This is a genomic window from Synechococcus sp. MVIR-18-1, from assembly GCF_014279835.1.
Taxonomy (GTDB): Bacteria; Cyanobacteriota; Cyanobacteriia; order PCC-6307; family Cyanobiaceae; genus Synechococcus_C.
Window position 1 is genome coordinate 477,586 of sequence record NZ_CP047942.1, and the last position, 14,235, is coordinate 491,820.

General features: G+C 51.7%; 19 protein-coding genes. 5 read left to right on the top strand and 14 right to left on the bottom strand.

The window, feature by feature from the left end; all coding sequences use genetic code 11:
• Positions 1-362: 362 nt before the first annotated feature.
• Positions 363-1,106 (top strand): ion transporter, encoded by a 744-nt coding sequence (locus tag SynMVIR181_RS02480; protein WP_255444380.1) that lies wholly within the window; start codon positions 363-365, stop codon positions 1,104-1,106.
• 116 nt (positions 1,107-1,222) lie between these two features.
• On the opposite strand, the gene SynMVIR181_RS02485 is transcribed toward SynMVIR181_RS02480, so the two are convergent.
• The gene (locus tag SynMVIR181_RS02485) at positions 1,223-1,735 is read right to left on the bottom strand and encodes a hypothetical protein (protein ID WP_186589860.1); all 513 of its coding nucleotides are present in this window, start codon (positions 1,733-1,735) and stop codon (positions 1,223-1,225) included.
• 4 nt (positions 1,736-1,739) lie between these two features.
• Positions 1,740-2,006, bottom strand: a complete 267-nt coding sequence (locus SynMVIR181_RS02490; protein ID WP_186590707.1) for a hypothetical protein — start codon at positions 2,004-2,006, stop codon at positions 1,740-1,742.
• Between SynMVIR181_RS02490 and SynMVIR181_RS02495 the strand changes: the two genes are divergently transcribed.
• Positions 1,969-2,928, top strand: coding sequence for an aldo/keto reductase (locus SynMVIR181_RS02495; RefSeq protein WP_186589861.1), 960 nt, complete (start codon positions 1,969-1,971; stop codon positions 2,926-2,928). The two genes, SynMVIR181_RS02490 and SynMVIR181_RS02495, sit on opposite strands and share 38 nt — an antisense overlap.
• Here SynMVIR181_RS02495 and SynMVIR181_RS02500 read toward each other — a convergent pair.
• On the bottom strand, positions 2,916-3,542 hold the full coding sequence (locus SynMVIR181_RS02500; protein ID WP_186589862.1) for a 2-hydroxyacyl-CoA dehydratase: 627 nt from the start codon (positions 3,540-3,542) through the stop codon (positions 2,916-2,918). The two genes, SynMVIR181_RS02495 and SynMVIR181_RS02500, sit on opposite strands and share 13 nt — an antisense overlap.
• Positions 3,543-3,680: 138 nt before the next feature.
• Positions 3,681-4,721: a phosphoribosylformylglycinamidine cyclo-ligase gene (purM, locus tag SynMVIR181_RS02505; protein ID WP_186524618.1), complete on the bottom strand. Its 1,041-nt coding sequence runs from the start codon at positions 4,719-4,721 to the stop codon at positions 3,681-3,683.
• 335 nt (positions 4,722-5,056) lie between these two features.
• On the opposite strand from purM, the gene SynMVIR181_RS02510 reads away from it, so the two are divergent.
• Both SynMVIR181_RS02510 and SynMVIR181_RS02515 read left to right on the top strand, forming a co-directional pair.
• On the top strand, positions 5,057-5,566 hold the full coding sequence (locus SynMVIR181_RS02510) for a septal ring lytic transglycosylase RlpA family protein (protein ID WP_186589863.1): 510 nt from the start codon (positions 5,057-5,059) through the stop codon (positions 5,564-5,566).
• A 62-nt stretch (positions 5,567-5,628) separates the two neighbouring features.
• The gene (locus tag SynMVIR181_RS02515; RefSeq protein ID WP_370593870.1) at positions 5,629-7,113 is read left to right on the top strand and encodes a bifunctional pantoate--beta-alanine ligase/(d)CMP kinase; all 1,485 of its coding nucleotides are present in this window, start codon (positions 5,629-5,631) and stop codon (positions 7,111-7,113) included.
• Between the two features lie 4 nt (positions 7,114-7,117).
• On the opposite strand, the gene SynMVIR181_RS02520 is transcribed toward SynMVIR181_RS02515, so the two are convergent.
• The 10 genes from SynMVIR181_RS02520 to SynMVIR181_RS02565 all read right to left on the bottom strand — a co-directional run bounded on the left by SynMVIR181_RS02520 (position 7,118) and on the right by SynMVIR181_RS02565 (position 13,272).
• The gene (locus SynMVIR181_RS02520; protein WP_186589864.1) at positions 7,118-7,606 is read right to left on the bottom strand and encodes a low molecular weight protein-tyrosine-phosphatase; all 489 of its coding nucleotides are present in this window, start codon (positions 7,604-7,606) and stop codon (positions 7,118-7,120) included.
• A complete protein-coding gene (locus SynMVIR181_RS02525) occupies positions 7,603-8,229 on the bottom strand; it encodes a HEAT repeat domain-containing protein (RefSeq protein ID WP_255444381.1) in 627 nt (208 codons plus the stop codon). Before SynMVIR181_RS02525 ends, SynMVIR181_RS02520 begins: the two co-directional genes overlap by 4 nt.
• Complete coding sequence (locus SynMVIR181_RS02530) at positions 8,229-9,026, bottom strand: HEAT repeat domain-containing protein (protein ID WP_186589866.1); 798 nt, start codon at positions 9,024-9,026, stop codon at positions 8,229-8,231. The genes SynMVIR181_RS02525 and SynMVIR181_RS02530 overlap by 1 nt, the downstream gene beginning before the upstream one ends.
• A 1-nt stretch (position 9,027) precedes the next feature.
• Positions 9,028-9,618, bottom strand: coding sequence for a chromophore lyase CpcT/CpeT (locus SynMVIR181_RS02535; protein WP_186589867.1), 591 nt, complete (start codon positions 9,616-9,618; stop codon positions 9,028-9,030).
• 89 nt (positions 9,619-9,707) lie between these two features.
• Positions 9,708-10,196, bottom strand: a complete 489-nt coding sequence (gene cpcA / locus SynMVIR181_RS02540) for a phycocyanin subunit alpha (protein ID WP_186589868.1) — start codon at positions 10,194-10,196, stop codon at positions 9,708-9,710.
• Positions 10,197-10,236: 40 nt separating this feature from the next.
• A complete protein-coding gene (locus SynMVIR181_RS02545) occupies positions 10,237-10,755 on the bottom strand; it encodes a phycocyanin subunit beta (RefSeq protein ID WP_186589869.1) in 519 nt (172 codons plus the stop codon).
• A 190-nt stretch (positions 10,756-10,945) separates the two neighbouring features.
• Positions 10,946-11,719, bottom strand: a complete 774-nt coding sequence (locus SynMVIR181_RS02550; RefSeq protein ID WP_186589870.1) for a phycoerythrobilin:ferredoxin oxidoreductase — start codon at positions 11,717-11,719, stop codon at positions 10,946-10,948.
• Positions 11,716-12,426, bottom strand: a complete 711-nt coding sequence (locus SynMVIR181_RS02555) for a 15,16-dihydrobiliverdin:ferredoxin oxidoreductase (protein WP_186589871.1) — start codon at positions 12,424-12,426, stop codon at positions 11,716-11,718. Before SynMVIR181_RS02555 ends, SynMVIR181_RS02550 begins: the two co-directional genes overlap by 4 nt.
• A 13-nt stretch (positions 12,427-12,439) precedes the next feature.
• A complete protein-coding gene (locus tag SynMVIR181_RS02560) occupies positions 12,440-13,042 on the bottom strand; it encodes a phycobiliprotein lyase (RefSeq protein WP_186589872.1) in 603 nt (200 codons plus the stop codon).
• A 2-nt stretch (positions 13,043-13,044) separates the two neighbouring features.
• Positions 13,045-13,272, bottom strand: coding sequence for a hypothetical protein (locus tag SynMVIR181_RS02565; RefSeq protein WP_186589873.1), 228 nt, complete (start codon positions 13,270-13,272; stop codon positions 13,045-13,047).
• 363 nt (positions 13,273-13,635) lie between these two features.
• Here SynMVIR181_RS02565 and cpeB point away from each other — a divergent pair, with 363 nt between their 5' ends.
• The gene (gene cpeB / locus SynMVIR181_RS02570) at positions 13,636-14,190 is read left to right on the top strand and encodes a class 1 C-phycoerythrin subunit beta (protein WP_186589874.1); all 555 of its coding nucleotides are present in this window, start codon (positions 13,636-13,638) and stop codon (positions 14,188-14,190) included.
• Positions 14,191-14,235: the final 45 nt, after the last annotated feature.

Genomic DNA, 14,235 nt, shown 5'->3' on the forward strand with positions numbered 1-14,235 from the left:
CTTCCCAGATCTTCGTGAGCTGAAAGTGTTGATCTTGCGATTGGCTTGTGTCTCCTCAGAGGGCTGCGATGAGGTCAGGGATGGCGGCTTGGCTTAAGGAAGAAGCTCTTGTGAATGACGCGCTGAGGGGCATGGGGCAAGAAAAAAAAGGCCCCAGGAGAGTTCGATCTCCTGAGGCCTGAGTCGTTCTCATGCGACCACCCCTTTCTACGTGAGTGGCTGAGTATTTGTGCTTACGGAATGCCGTCCATTGGGGTTCGGTTGTCCTAGCGGCTGAGTGGTCGTTGAGGGTTTTCGGTATCAAAATAAATGCACTTTGACAGGCAGATTGGGTGAAAAATATTAGGACTAGGGTTCATATTTTGCTTGGGGAAGGGGAAAGTGGTCGAAAGAGCACATTCGTTGTCAAAGCGATTGGTGTTTTGATTGTCTTTTCAATAGTTCTGGCAATTCTTGCGACAGAGCCAGTGATTCGTGGCCCTCATCTTGATCTTTTGGCAAAATTAGATCTCGTTGTTGCAATCTTGTTCCTGGCAGAATATCTTTTCCGTCTGTGGATTGCACCGCTAAGAGATGGGGCTCGTAAGGGATTGCGAGGAGCTTTGGACTTTGCAATCACTCCAATGGCAATTCTTGATCTTGTCGCGATTGCGCCAACGATTCTGGGTTTTATTACTCCTGAGCTCTATCTTCTTCGCGTGATTCGTCTTGTGCGAATTGGAAGAATAGGGCGTTCTAAGCGTTTTCAGAAAAGCGTAAGGCATTTCAATCATGCCATCGCATCGAAGAAGGAAGAGCTGCAAATTTCGGCAATTTATTCAGCTGTGGTTATTAGTCTTAGTAGTGCTTTGATGTATTTGGTTGAGGGAAGTGTTCAGCCTGAGCAATTTGGTTCCATTCCCAGGTGTCTGTGGTGGTCTGTGATTACCGTCACAACGGTTGGCTACGGCGACGTGTCTCCAGAAACTGCAGCGGGAAAGATTGTTGCTGCAATCACGGCATTGTTTGGCATTGCAGTCATCGCTATTCCTATCGGAATTGTTTCGTCTGGCTTTACCGATTCTTTGAGTTTGGAAAAAGCGAATTTAGATTCCAAGAATGGTTGAGCCCCTTGCTGATGAGCTGTCTCGAATCGTGAGGCCTTTGGGGAGGGCTCTAAGGGTGCCGTTGGGGGTGCTGGTTCTGCGTTGTTTGATCCAGTCGAATGCAGAAGTTTCGAAGCCTAGAGATGGGCCTCCGCTTGATAGATCTCGCCATTGAAGTGCAAAGCGCTGCAGCGTAAAACTCGGTTTTTTAAGCGGCATTCTCCGCTTTTAGCGGCCCAAGCTTTGGGTAAGCCTGTTGCAATTCCATTGGAGTTGAAGGATGCCTCTGCCACGCTTGAGACCGTGCTTTGCCAGGACTCGGCATCTAGGCGGCAGGTTCCAGTGCTGCATGTCAAAGGCGATTCTCCTTGCGTTGTGAAGGTCACGAACGTGAGCTGCCTACGGGAATTTTTGGTGGTGCCGTGACCAATGAGTCGTACCGCTACAACGGATGGACTTCGTCCTTTTAGCTGCAAGGTGATGCAAGCAACGCTGTCTTGCGTGCTGTCGGTATAGGAACACTCCTTGGTATCGGTTTCGTAGCGGCCAATCTTGGGATTCGGATCGGCAGCCCCCCTGACCGGAAAGCTCAGCATGCTGCTCAGCAGGAGGAAGGTGCTGAGGTGCAGAGAGAATGAGCGATCGAGCATCTGTTTAGTAATCGTTGTCGGCTACACAGATGCCCATGCATCGGATGCCGTTGGAGGCAGTCCGACGGCAGTGGGGACAGAGGACCTTTTCAGTTTGGCTAGTTGTGATGCCATCCCCTGCTCCATCTGAGTCATCCCCAGATGTTTTGCTTGTACTGATGATGGATTCTGCGATCGATGCCATGGCGAGCGCTGCTTTATGGCGATCATGGCGTGCAGAGTGAAAGGCCGGCGTGACGGGAATCGGATTTGGAACTTGGGCCTGGGGCAACCAATTGCTGTGGGGTTACCAACCAGAGCGCGACGATCCCGATCTTGAGGCCACGCTGAGCGCAGCTGTTCAAGGCGGACTGTCGCTTGTAGACACTGCCGATTCCTACGGCACGGGTCGCCTCAATGGGCGTAGCGAACTGTTGCTGGGTCAGTTCCTCCGCGCCATGGATCCTGCTCAGTCCAGGCGGCTCAAGGTGGCCACCAAGCTGGCTCCATTCCCTTGGCGGCTGGGTCGCGGCGGCTTTAAGCGTGCCTTTAATGCCAGTCAAAAGCGGTTGGGAGGGCATTTGGATCGAATCCAATTGCACTGGAGCACGGCTCGGTACGCCCCTTGGCAAGAGTTGCCTCTGCTCGATGGGCTTGGTGACCTCGTGGAGCAAGGGTTGGTGCCAGAACTTGGCTTGTCCAACGTGGGACCGAAGCGTCTTCGCTTCCTGCATGGGCATCTCTTGACCAGAGGGATCCGCCTTCAGAGCGTGCAAGTTCAGCTTTCTTTGCTCGCACCTGAACCGGTCTTGCGTGGCGAGTTGGTGCAGGTGTGCCAGGAGCTTGGTGTGGAGTTGTTGGCCTATAGCCCCCTAGCCCTAGGGATTTTGGCGATTCCTTCGGGCGTGCAAGGCACCACCTCAACGGTGCTGCGTTCAAGGTTGTTTCAGCGGTTGCTGCCGGCCAGTGAGGATTTGCGTTCTGTGATGGGTGAGATCGCTGCAAAACGAAGCGCCTCGATGGCACAAGTGGCTTTGAATTGGTGCCGGGCCCACGGAGCGTGCCCGATTCCGGGGCTACGGCGCCCAGCCCAAGCTCTCGATGCGGCAGCCGCTTTGAAGTGGTCGCTGAATACAACCGAGAGGCAAGCGTTGGATCAACTCAGTAAACGAACATTGGCGCGCATGCCAGCAAATCCATTTCAGAGTGCCTGATCAGCAGGATCAGGATCTGGACTCACAACCACTGGCAAGGACGATGATTTGCTCTGGAATGGAATGACCTTGACCGGTGATGGATTGGACTTTTCTTCCTGCGCCTTGGATTGTTCACAGGCATTCAAAGCTTCCTGAAGCAGAGAATCGAATGTGGCTCCTGGCAAACGATGTCTGGCAATCTCTAGGAACGTTCTCGGTAGAGACTCACCCGCTGCACTCAGGACAGCAGGGTTCTCACGGCGTTGCTGTTGCTCATCTTCAATCGCGCGTAGGAAGCGATGCGTCACATCGCGTTTGGTACACGCTTTGATCAGGGTGTCTCGGTCGGCAATCGGCTGATCAGCAATCTCTTCAAGTTCAACAATCCTGCGCTCGAGGCTCTCGAGCACTTCGGCAGCTTCTTTCGTGATGTTTGCGAGTTGTCCGTCCGATAGGAAGGGCATGTCTGCAACAAAGACTTTTCCATGATCTTTGAGGGCTAAAAAAGTTGGCCTTGGCCCTTGCCGATGCCCTGATGCACGGTCATAATTTCCGCCAAGAGGCCTGCGGGGAGGCGTAGGACCAGCAGAAGCTCTTCTACGAGTCGTCCTTTGAATTCTATCGAAAGCCATTTCTAGTTAAAGATTTAACGCTCTTCTTGCGGCTGATGCCGAAGTGCTCTATCAACACTAACGATTTAAACCCTAAAAAGGCTTGAGAGTCCAGCCAGTTTCAGGAGCTGACGTCAACTGTTAGGGATGGAGCGGACCTCATGCTGGGAGTCCCAAGACGGACCCGTCTCCATCGCCGCTTGGTGAGCTTTCGATACGTCCGATGCTCCAGGCCTGAATCCCTTCCGATTCGCATGCTTTCTCAGCCATAGAAACCCCTTCTTCAGGAACGATCAAGCAATATCCAATTCCGAGATTGAAGGTGTGCCAGAGGTCCCGCTCGGGGATGTCGCCGTAGGACTGCAACCAGTTGTAGATCGCCGGACGTGTCCAGCTCGATGGGTCCACGCTTGCCTTTAGGCCCTGTGGAAGGCAACGCGGCAGGTTCTCAGGAAGACCTCCTCCTGTGATGTGGGCCATTCCATGAATGGGCGTTCCTGCGTCGAGCAAGGTTTTCACAAGCCGCCCATAGAGCTGTGTGGGAGTGAGCAAGGTCTCGATCAGAGGTTGTTCACTGGGGCCGAATGTGGTTTCAGCATTAGCACCAGCTTGTGCGAGAACCCTGCGGACCAGGCTGAAGCCATTGCTGTGAATGCCGCTACTGGCAATGCCCAAAATGCGATCGCCCGCTCGGATCTGCCGACCGTCGATCAATTGCTCCTCATCCACAACGGCCACGCAGAAGCCTGCTAAGTCGTAACGCCCTGGTGGATAAAACCCGGGCATTTCAGCGGTTTCACCACCCAACAAAGCGCAACCACTCACGCGACATCCCTCGGCAATGCCCTCCACCACGGTGGCCATGGCTTCAGGGCTCAGCGCTCCTGTGGCCATGTAGTCGAGGAAAAATAGGGGTTCAGCCCCACTGGTGATCACGTCGTTGACACACATGGCCACGAGGTCGATTCCCACGTTGTGATGACCGCCATGGTCTTGAGCAAGTTCAAGCTTGGTGCCAACACCATCGGTCCCCGAGACCAGTAGAGGTTTCTTTAGGCCTTCGGGAAGGCGCATCAGTCCGCCGAAACCGCCGAGTCCGCCCACGACCTCTGGCCTGTGTGTTGCTTCCACGCTCTTGCGGATTCTGTTGACGAAGGCGCGCCCCGCCTCCACATCGACCCCAGCGGTTTTGTAGTCCATTCAAGAATGCTTCACTTCAATGATCCTCCTCTCTCACGGCTCGCTGTGTGCCTGATGCGGGATCGTCTGTGGCCGCGATGAGCTCACCTTGTTGCTTGAATCAGGTTCCCTAATGCATGGTCCATTGGATTTCGTTGCTTAGCCCTGTGCGGGTGTGACATCTCAGGGTTGCGTCAGGGATCTCGCTCAGTAGCGCTGTTCAAAAGTGCCTGCAGGGGATTGAAAAAGGTTTTTGACTTGCCCAATATTTGAAATGAGAGATCTTTCGCACAAGAACACCCAATCCGTTTTCTTCGGACATTGGGAGCTTTCTTAAGGCTGAAGGATCAACTTGCATGGACCGAACTTTCCCCTTCGCGACTCTCGTCACCGGGCTCTTTGCTACGGGCTTTGCACTGTTTCCAGTCTTGGCTCGTGATGTTGCCACCACTGAGTTTTACGACCCTTTCGAGCCCTTGAAGCCCCAGTCTGTCCAGGCTTCTGCGCCCACCTCTCCGGGGGTTGTTCCTCCTCCTGTGGTGGCCCCTCCAGAACCTCCCAAGAGGTTGGTCATTTCCACTTCAACGGGAGAGGCAAGCTGGTACGGACCTGGTTTCTTTGGCAATCGCACGGCCAACGGAGAGGTCTTTAGGCCAGGAACCATGACCGCAGCGCATCGCACGTTGCCTTTTGGAACGAAAGTGAAGGTGACGAATCTCAGAAACGGCAAAGAAACGATCGTACGAATTAATGACAGGGGCCCATTCAGTGGCCATCGCGTCATCGATATCGCCCATGGCGCCGCTCAGCACCTTGGGTTGGTGTCAAGCGGCATTGCTCAAGTGCGCCTCGAGGTGCTCCGCTGAGCATTCAGGTTTGTCAATCCCTGCATGAACTTCAACGTTGGCGTCAATCCTGTGACGCCTTCGTGCATTTTGTCCCAACGATGGGGGGGCTTCATCACGGCCACTCAAGCCTGATTGCGGCGGCCTCCTGCCCAAAGGCAGGTGTGGCAGAGACCTTGGTGAGCGTGTTCGTCAATCCTTTGCAGTTTGGTGCGAATGAGGATTTCGCTCGCTACCCACGAACCTTTGAAGCGGACTGCGAACTGGCGGAGCTATCTGGTGCTTCTGCAATCTGGTGTCCAGACGAGCAGCAGATTTATCCCGGTGGGATGGCTGAATCCTGGAGGGTTCAGGCGCCGAAATCGTTGCAGTCACGATTGTGCGGATCAACGAGGCCTGGTCACTTCGATGGTGTCGTCACAGTGGTCTGCCGTCTGTTGGCATTGGCCAGGCCGCATCAGTTGTTTTTGGGGGAAAAGGATTGGCAGCAACTCACCATTCTTCGCCGCATGGTGGTGGACTTGGGCTTGGACGTCCGGGTGCGCAGTGTGCCCACCGTGAGGGATGGTGATGGTCTGGCTAGCAGTTCGCGCAACCGCTACCTCAACGCTCAAGAGCGCCAGCAAGGGGTGTTGTTTGCCCAGGTTCTACGCGATGCGAAATCTGCGTTCTTGAGTGGCGGCATGTCGCCGGACCCTGGTCAAGTTCGCCGTCATCTTGAAGAGGGTGGCCTCAATGTGGAGTACGTCGAGGTTGTTGATCCCTGGTTGTTGCAGCCTTCCAAGCCCAATGAGGCATCACTTACTTTGCTTGCAGCTGCTGTTCGATGCGGCAGCACCCGCCTGATCGATCATGCTTTTTTAATGACGCGTTCTCCCCTCGTTGCCATTGACGGTCCTGCAGGAGCTGGCAAAAGCACGGTGACCAGAGCCTTTGCTGAGCGCCTCGGGCTTGTGTACCTCGACACCGGAGCGATGTATCGGGCCGTGACGTGGTTGGTGCTGGAGCAGGGAGTTGATCCGGCTGATTCTGCGGCTGTGGACGTTGTCTTGAATGGTCTCGAGGTGGAACTTGAGCCGTTACAGCAGGGTGTGCAGGTGGTGCGTGTGAATGGCCACGAGGTCACCGACGCGATTCGTGATCCGCGGGTGACGGCGTCTGTATCAGCGGTCGCGGCCCATGCTTGCGTTCGCGCTGCAATGACTGCCCAGCAGCAGCGAATGGGCGCAGCGGGCGGTCTCGTCGCTGAGGGGAGAGATATTGGCACTGCTGTGTTCCCAGATGCAGAGCTCAAGGTGTTTCTTACGGCAACTCCCAAAGAGCGGGCCCGACGTCGTGCTCTCGATTTGGAAGCCAGAGGACACGAGGTGCCAGCTCTTCCTGAGCTGGAGGCACAGATTGTGGAACGGGATCGTCTTGATAGCACCCGTGAGGTGGCGCCCCTGCTTCAAGCAGACGATGCCATCGAGCTGATCAGCGATGGGATGAGCATCGAGCAGGTGATTGATGCGCTGGAAGATTTGTTCCGTCGTCGTGTGGGCGAAGAGGTCTGGCCCACTCCTGTTTAACGGTTTAGCGCTGAGGGGGCGGAGCTAAGAGGTCGTCAAGAAGCCCTTCACAGGCATCCTCGAGTAAATCGAGCACATGTTCGAAGCCCTGCTCACCTCCGTAATAGGGATCTGGAACCTCAAGCGTGTCTGCCCGACGTGCATGGCTGAGCATGAGGCGAATGTTGGCTGTGCTTCGGGGGCCGAATTCTTTGGCCATGCTGCTCACGTTGCGCAGGTTGTCCTGATCCATGGTGAGGATGTGATCAAAACTCTCTAAGTCGCTGCGTTCAAGTTGGCGAGCACGACTGGGCAGATCAATCCCGCGGCGCTTCGCGGCTGCTTGCATGCGTCGATCGGCTGGATTCCCTACATGCCAGCCCCCTGTCCCAGCGGAATCAACGAGAAACTGGTCCGTGAGTTTTCGTTGCTCGATGAGGTGAAGGAATACGCCTTCAGCGGCGGGTGAACGGCAGATATTGCCGAGACAAACAAATAGCAATTTTGTTGTCATGAGGGATTCACGCGGTGTAAAGCCAAGGTGGCGCGCAGGCGAATCACCTTGATGGACTCAGAATTGGAACTCAGTTGTTTTAAACCCATGATGCATTGATGCTTATTTATGGAATTGTACTTGAGTAAGTGCAATTCAATTCCGAAGATTGCGGAATAGCGCACTACCCATTCATCATCTTTGATTGCTGCGAGCAGCGCTAATAGACAGCGATTCAGTTTTGAACTTTCTTCAGGATAAATGAGATCTAGATCTGCCAGACCACGGGCGGCGGAGCGCCGCACACTTGGTGCAATATCTGTTGCTAAAGCATGTTCCAGTAAGTCGAGACTTCTGGGATCACGAATCGAGGCAAGGGCTCGCACGACCCAGGCGCGTGAACCGTAGTTTTTCTCGTCAAGGCTCACTAATAGTGAGGGCACAGCCTGGCTGCCAAGTTCGATCAATCCAGCAGTTGCAACTGATGCGACGGCTGGATTATTAAATCCCAACACTTCAATCAGTGCTGAAATTGCTCCAACCGTACGAAGATTGCATAGGTTTTTGGTGGCTTGAATTAATTCAGGTGTTGTTTTGGCGGCTTGAAGATCAGCGATAGCTCCTTCTAGCGGAGAGGCATGCATCACAAGAGTGCGTCCATTGCATCAAGGACGGACGTGTCTTCGCTTTTTTCTGCAAGGCCACGTAAAGCGACAAGTTTGAGGCTGTTTTCAATGGCAGCAGCCTGAATGGCGGGCAACGCTGGCATCCAGCCTGTTGCGCCTAGATCCAGAAGAACGCCCCTACGAATCAGTGGATCATCATGTTGTAGAAGCTCAATTAAAGGTGGTGCCCATTTCTGATCACCGGTGAGTTGAAGCAAGGCTCGACAAGCTGAAGCTCGTATTAGCGGACGAGAATGTTTTGTGAAAGGCGTAATCATGATTATCACGCTGTGTGATGCTACGCCAATCGCTCCCAAGGCCTCTAACACAGATTCATAGGGTTCTTTCAACTTGGCAGATCCCGGTTGTATTTGTTCTACCTCGTCCTGGCTCCCAGATAACAGCTCGCATAGATCTGGGATAGCAGCTTGAGCTTGAATCATTCCCAAACTTCTTGCTGACTCTTCACGGATTGAGTAGTCGTTTTTCTTCAGGAGAATTCTGAGCTTTTCTTCTGCATTCGTTGCTTGAAGGATTCCTAGCGCTCTGATTGCATTCAATGCAACGGCGCGACGTTCGCTATTGATAGGATTTTCTTGGAGAGGATCCAACGCTGCGATCAGCAGAGGTATCGTTTCAGGATGACGACTGCGCATCCGCCCGAGCCACCACGCTGCGTAGTACTGGTCAGAGAAATCTTCTGTCTGGCGTAAATTCGCAATGACCTGCGCTTCTGTGAGAGGTGGGTGGAGGTGCTCAGTTGAAGGATCCTTCATTTCATAACCACTTTTCAGGAATGTTTTCAGCCCAGTTACTGATGCGCTGAAAGCGGAATTCACCAGCAATGGATCCCCAGCATCTCTCATGTGTTTTGGGGTCGTGTCCTCGATCTAATGTTGATAATTCATCGCCTTGGAGGTGAAAGCTGCTCACTAAATAGGTCTCTTTCCCGTCGCGATGCACGATGCATCGACATCCCGGTTCAAGTTCACCATGAAATCCATTATCTAATTGACGGACTTGATAATGGCAATGATCGAGGCGGATTAGATCTTGCTCTTTAATTGTTTTTCTGCACTCGTCATTATATGTAGCAGTTGAGAAGTGATCCGGATCTTTAAATGTATGATTCCATAACTTGATGACACCTGAAGTAACTTCTTCGGCACGAATTACCCTCAGCCGATAAGGATGCTTAGGGTCGACTGCGTAGGTTTGTTCGAGAAGGATTGAACCAGGCTGCAGATGCTCAATTGGCTTATAGCGAAGAAAAATGTGTGCAAATAATGGTGGGTTGTCGAATGCCTGTTGCTGGTTACTGTATTCACCACAAAGATTCTCAAGAAAATGTCCAATCGTTGCTGTCATTTAGGCAGTTTTCACATTGTGACATTGAAAAAGCCCCCGTTATAAGGGGGCTTGAATGCGTTGACTGATCTGATCCTTGCGTAATGGGATCAGGTCAGTGCATTAATTGCATAGTTGATGTAGCTATTAGCTTCGGTTGCAGCATCGCCTGATAGGCCATGGTTGCTTTTAATGTGCTTAAGAGCCTCTACGTACCATGAAGGAGAAAGCTCAAAAGTGCGGTTGATCTCGTCAAGACCAGCGATGAGGTAGTCATCCATCGGGCCTGTGCCACCGGCAACCAAGCAATAGGTGACCATTCTCAAGTAATAGCCGATATCACGAGAGCACTTTGCTTTTCCTTCAGGAGTGGTTGAGTAGTTCGGCCCCTCCATCTGAGTGGTGTAAGGGAACTTGGTGTAGACAGCCTGGGTGGCACCGCTTACGAGTGAATCAGCCTTTGCTGTAAGACCTTTGGCGGCCTCTAGGCTCGCTTGGGCACGGTTGAAACGTCCAGAAGCTGCTTGGACTTCTGTGTTGCTAAGGAAACGGCCTTGTGAGTCGGCGGCTGCAACCGCTTCGGTAAGTGGAGTTTTCATTTCAGAGATGAGGGAGATGAAGTGGGATTAATTCGCCAGATCAGGCAACGGATGCAGCTGCACGATCAAAATAAGTACCGATTTCACTACTCAGCGAAGCGCAATCGCCACTGGAAATCCCTGCACTGTCGTTAACGATAGAAAGTGCTGCGTCCTTCATCAGGTTCACGCCAGTTGCAACTGAGGCACCTGGTGTTCCTAATGCGAGGTAGGTCTCACGAAGACCATTCAGGCAACGATCCTCTAGGACAGATGCGTCACCAGTGAATGCTGAATATGTGATGTAACGCAGGATGATTTCCATATCGCGAAGGCAAGCTGCCATTCGACGGGAGGTGTATGCGTTTCCTCCAGGAGAAATCAGAGCAGGTTGTTGTGCGAAAAGTTGGCGTGCAGCGTTAGCAACGATTGTGGAGGCGTTGTTGGAAATCCGGCTTACGGCGTCCAAGCGCTTGTTGCTGCCAGAAACCATGGCTGCCAGAGCATCAATTTCATTGGCACTGATGAACTGTCCCCTGGCGTCGGCCTGGGCGACAACCTTGGTGAAGGCGTCGAACATTTTTTACTCCTGCTTGCAATGTCTGGTGAGGTGTCCAAGCACCCGTGAGACCATCCTACGGAAGTCCTCTCGGGTTCCAGGCAATTTTCGCCAAATGCTTAGGACTCCCCTGAAAGCTGTTCATAATGTGTAACTCGCTCCGGGTGGTTTGGGGCTGTATTGGACCTCAAAAGCTACAAACGGGTCTCTATTACAGGTCAAAAAGAACAGAGTGGATATAGGCCTCAGTCCATTCGCTGCCATGAAAGCGAGTCAACATTCCGCGCGCAGGGTCTTTTTCAGCTCGATAGTCCGTGTATTTTCTTTGCCCTTGCAGGAGAACATCGCTTCGTTCCGGGCTCACAGGCTCAGCGCTAGCGGCTAGTTCTAGGTAGAGATTTAAATATTCATTGAAGGCAGGTCTCACGATTGACTCAATCAAATCGTCGCCTTCCTTCCCAAGCGGGAGTCGTGTCCAGAGGAATCCTGGAGAGAAAAAGGGTTTTGCTTCTTCTGGGATTGGTCCTCCGTAAGGCAATTGATCACGCCAACGTTCAAATATTGGGATCAGTCGCTCCCAGACTTGAGTGGTGTGGACTTCATCGGTTTTGATGGCGGGTTGCAGGTCCAGGGCAAGCAGGTGCCCTGAAGGGAGCGTTACTAAATCACCGCCAAAAAAAGGTAGGTCATATGTGGAATTTGGATTGATCACAAAATTCAAAACAGACGCTGCAGATCCAGCACTCACGCAAGCAGCTCTGACTTGCCTGAATTTCTCCGTTTTGCAAGCCCAGGTGGCTGTTGTGACAGAAATTGGTTTTGATTTGGATCCGGTTTGACCTTCGCGTTGTAAAAACCGATCTGGCACTGGGTATGGGTCAAAATTTAAGCCTTCTAGGCTTTTAACCGCATCTTCAAGAAAGGGTTGCCATGACCATCCCTCGATGCTTACAGGTTCTGTGCTTTTTGACCTTTGAATTGTCATTGGTGAGGAGAGGAGGCGGGGAATAAAAACTCGTGGAGGAACCGATTTGACCAATCTTTTCCAAAATGGCTTGTGAAGAGTCCGTGAGCTGGATCCCGTTCGGCGCTATAAACATCATATTTTTCCTGGAGGATCTTAACTTCGTCTGCAGGAATGGTTGAGGCAATACTTTTGGCATTATCATGCAACTCCCAATAGGCCTTTAAGAATTCACTAAAAGCATTTGGAAGGGATAATTCAGCTTGTTCTGCACCACCGCGGCAAAAAAGTAGCCACGAAGAAAAATATTGATTTGGATCAAATGAACGCATTGTTTCTTCACTGTTGAGATCTGGGAAGCGTTTGTTCAGATCCTTAAGCCCAGAAAAATAGCGATCAAGATAGTCTTTGTCTTGGATCAAGGGCTGGAAATCGAGTACGGCAACAAGCTTTTGACGGGCTCCAAACCAGAGGAGATCAACCCCCATTAAGGGATGGTCGTAGTTGTAATCAGGATAGGCAACGGAATTAAAAACCTGGAGGCTATCGCCTGCATCCAGTCGCGTTACCCTCCAGCGCCGAAATCCAGGAACATCCCAAAGCCAGCTCTGAATGACACTTGATGACTTTGACGATTTACATTCTTCAAGCCCTTCAGGTAGAGCCAGGGGAGATCCACCTCTCTTGGTGATATCTGAATGAAGCTCGTTTAGAAATGAATCAAACATGGTGTAAATGTGCTTATAAAGGACTGGTCTGAGCGAACATTTGGGCTTGGCTAGCAATCTCTTCAATATCGGCTTTGCTTGGACATCGAAATTCTGTGCAGTAGGTGGTCATTGCAGCACCATTTAAAAACTGTACTGAACTAACCCGCATTCTGATTTGATCATTCACAAACCAGCAGCGCTCAATCCCAAAATTTGTGTCGTACCTGGATTTGATTGTAAGTACTCCATCAGGAGTGAATTCATATGTACTAAGAGTGGGTTTTTTTTCTACGTAACCGACATCTCTTAAAAGATAGCCTTGGTTGGAATGTTCAGGCTTTGGAACATCGATGACAACGGCTGCATAATCATCATTGCGCTTGTCAGCAAGAAGGTTGCTTTCCCACCAAAATCTTGCACCACCTTTAGCTTCTTTTGCTTCAATTCCAAATACTTGGCAAATTTTTTCTACTGCGTTATCAGATGCATCGAAGGGTTCAATGATTAGATTAGAGTCAGCCGCTTCATCATCTTGGTTGTCAAGATGATGAACGACTCGTCTGTTAAGCCATAGCCCTCGGCTGGCCTCAAAAAAGTCCTCCATGGTGACTGGAGGATTGTCCATCAAAGTCATGCCTAACTCTCTTGCGTATCTCGTTGAAGTTTTAGTTGGGTGAGAATTGCATCAATCCGAATTAGTTCAGGATGCTCTTTGATCGTTGTATCGATTTTCTTTTGGGATAAACGAAGCTTCTGCCCAAGGCCCACAACATCGTCGTAAAGTCTTTTTCTATAAGCAGTCAATTCTGTAATTGTTTCGATCAGCTCTTCAAGAGTAGGTGCCTGATTTGTTTGTTCCGTCATGTCGACCTGTGATTTGCAGCAAACACTCCTCGCAACCATACCTCCTGGAATCAAGCGACAATTGTTCTATCAACTGTTTGTTGGCAGTCTTGCTGTGGGAATGGGTGTCTCTAAACAGATGGCAAAGATCGGCGCTGGTGGGCTTTGGCACTCCTTTTTCATCCATCACATGGCATCAAGGTGACGAACTCTTGCGTGATCAGCCGAAACTGGGCCACTCATCGGGTAATTAGGCTTAGGTTTATTGAGTGCTTCACCTGAAAAGGCTAGTTCTGACAACGGATTCCTCTCTAGAGAGGAGTCTCCAGGCTTAGCCTTCGCGGGATTCGAGAAGCCTCTTCCCTCCAAATTTGTCTGGCCCACATGCTCGACGCATTCTCACGTTCGGTCGTCAGTGCCGACGCCAAAACAGCTCCCGTTGGTGGTAGTGACCTCGATGGTCTCCGCTCCTACGTTCGTGACGGCAATAAGCGTCTCGATGCCGTCAACGCCATTACCTCAAACGCCTCCTGCATCGTTTCTGATGCAGTTACGGGCATGATTTGTGAAAACACAGGTCTGATTCAGGCAGGTGGTAATTGCTACCCCAACCGTCGTATGGCAGCTTGCCTGCGCGATGGTGAGATCGTTCTCCGTTACATCAGCTATGCCCTCTTGGCAGGTGATGCATCCGTGCTTGACGATCGCTGCTTGAATGGGCTGAAGGAAACCTACATTGCGCTAGGCGTTCCTACCCAGTCTGCAGGTCGTGCCGTGGCTATCATGAAGGCCTCTGCTACTGCTCACATCGGAGAGACCAATACTCCTGGTTTGGGTGGTAAGCGTTTCCGTAAAATGGAAACCACACAGGGTGACTGTGCCGCTCTGGTTGCAGAAGCAGGTTCTTATTTCGATCGCGTCATTGGCGCCATTTCCTGATCTGGAATAAAGATCTTCTTTCTCCGCTTTCAGACACTTTTCATC

Bases quoted from the DNA above. Each gene is read 5' to 3' on its own strand.
- SynMVIR181_RS02560 (WP_186589872.1), bottom strand. From the start codon at position 13,042: ATGACTTTGATGGACAATCCTCCAGTCACCATGGAGGACTTTTTTGAG.
- SynMVIR181_RS02510 (WP_186589863.1), top strand. From the start codon at position 5,057: ATGGACCGAACTTTCCCCTTCGCGACTCTCGTCACCGGGCTCTTTGCT.
- SynMVIR181_RS02530 (WP_186589866.1), bottom strand. From the start codon at position 9,026: ATGAAGGATCCTTCAACTGAGCACCTCCACCCACCTCTCACAGAAGCG.
- cpcA (WP_186589868.1), bottom strand. From the start codon at position 10,196: ATGAAAACTCCACTTACCGAAGCGGTTGCAGCCGCCGACTCACAAGGC.
- SynMVIR181_RS02520 (WP_186589864.1), bottom strand. From the start codon at position 7,606: ATGACAACAAAATTGCTATTTGTTTGTCTCGGCAATATCTGCCGTTCA.
- SynMVIR181_RS02555 (WP_186589871.1), bottom strand. From the start codon at position 12,426: ATGTTTGATTCATTTCTAAACGAGCTTCATTCAGATATCACCAAGAGA.
- purM (WP_186524618.1), bottom strand. From the start codon at position 4,721: ATGGACTACAAAACCGCTGGGGTCGATGTGGAGGCGGGGCGCGCCTTC.
- cpeB (WP_186589874.1), top strand. From the start codon at position 13,636: ATGCTCGACGCATTCTCACGTTCGGTCGTCAGTGCCGACGCCAAAACA.
- SynMVIR181_RS02525 (WP_255444381.1), bottom strand. From the start codon at position 8,229: ATGCATGCCTCTCCGCTAGAAGGAGCTATCGCTGATCTTCAAGCCGCC.
- SynMVIR181_RS02500 (WP_186589862.1), bottom strand. From the start codon at position 3,542: ATGGCTTTCGATAGAATTCAAAGGACGACTCGTAGAAGAGCTTCTGCT.
- SynMVIR181_RS02485 (WP_186589860.1), bottom strand. From the start codon at position 1,735: ATGCTCGATCGCTCATTCTCTCTGCACCTCAGCACCTTCCTCCTGCTG.
- SynMVIR181_RS02545 (WP_186589869.1), bottom strand. From the start codon at position 10,755: ATGTTCGACGCCTTCACCAAGGTTGTCGCCCAGGCCGACGCCAGGGGA.
- SynMVIR181_RS02535 (WP_186589867.1), bottom strand. From the start codon at position 9,618: ATGACAGCAACGATTGGACATTTTCTTGAGAATCTTTGTGGTGAATAC.
- SynMVIR181_RS02565 (WP_186589873.1), bottom strand. From the start codon at position 13,272: ATGACGGAACAAACAAATCAGGCACCTACTCTTGAAGAGCTGATCGAA.
- SynMVIR181_RS02550 (WP_186589870.1), bottom strand. From the start codon at position 11,719: ATGACAATTCAAAGGTCAAAAAGCACAGAACCTGTAAGCATCGAGGGA.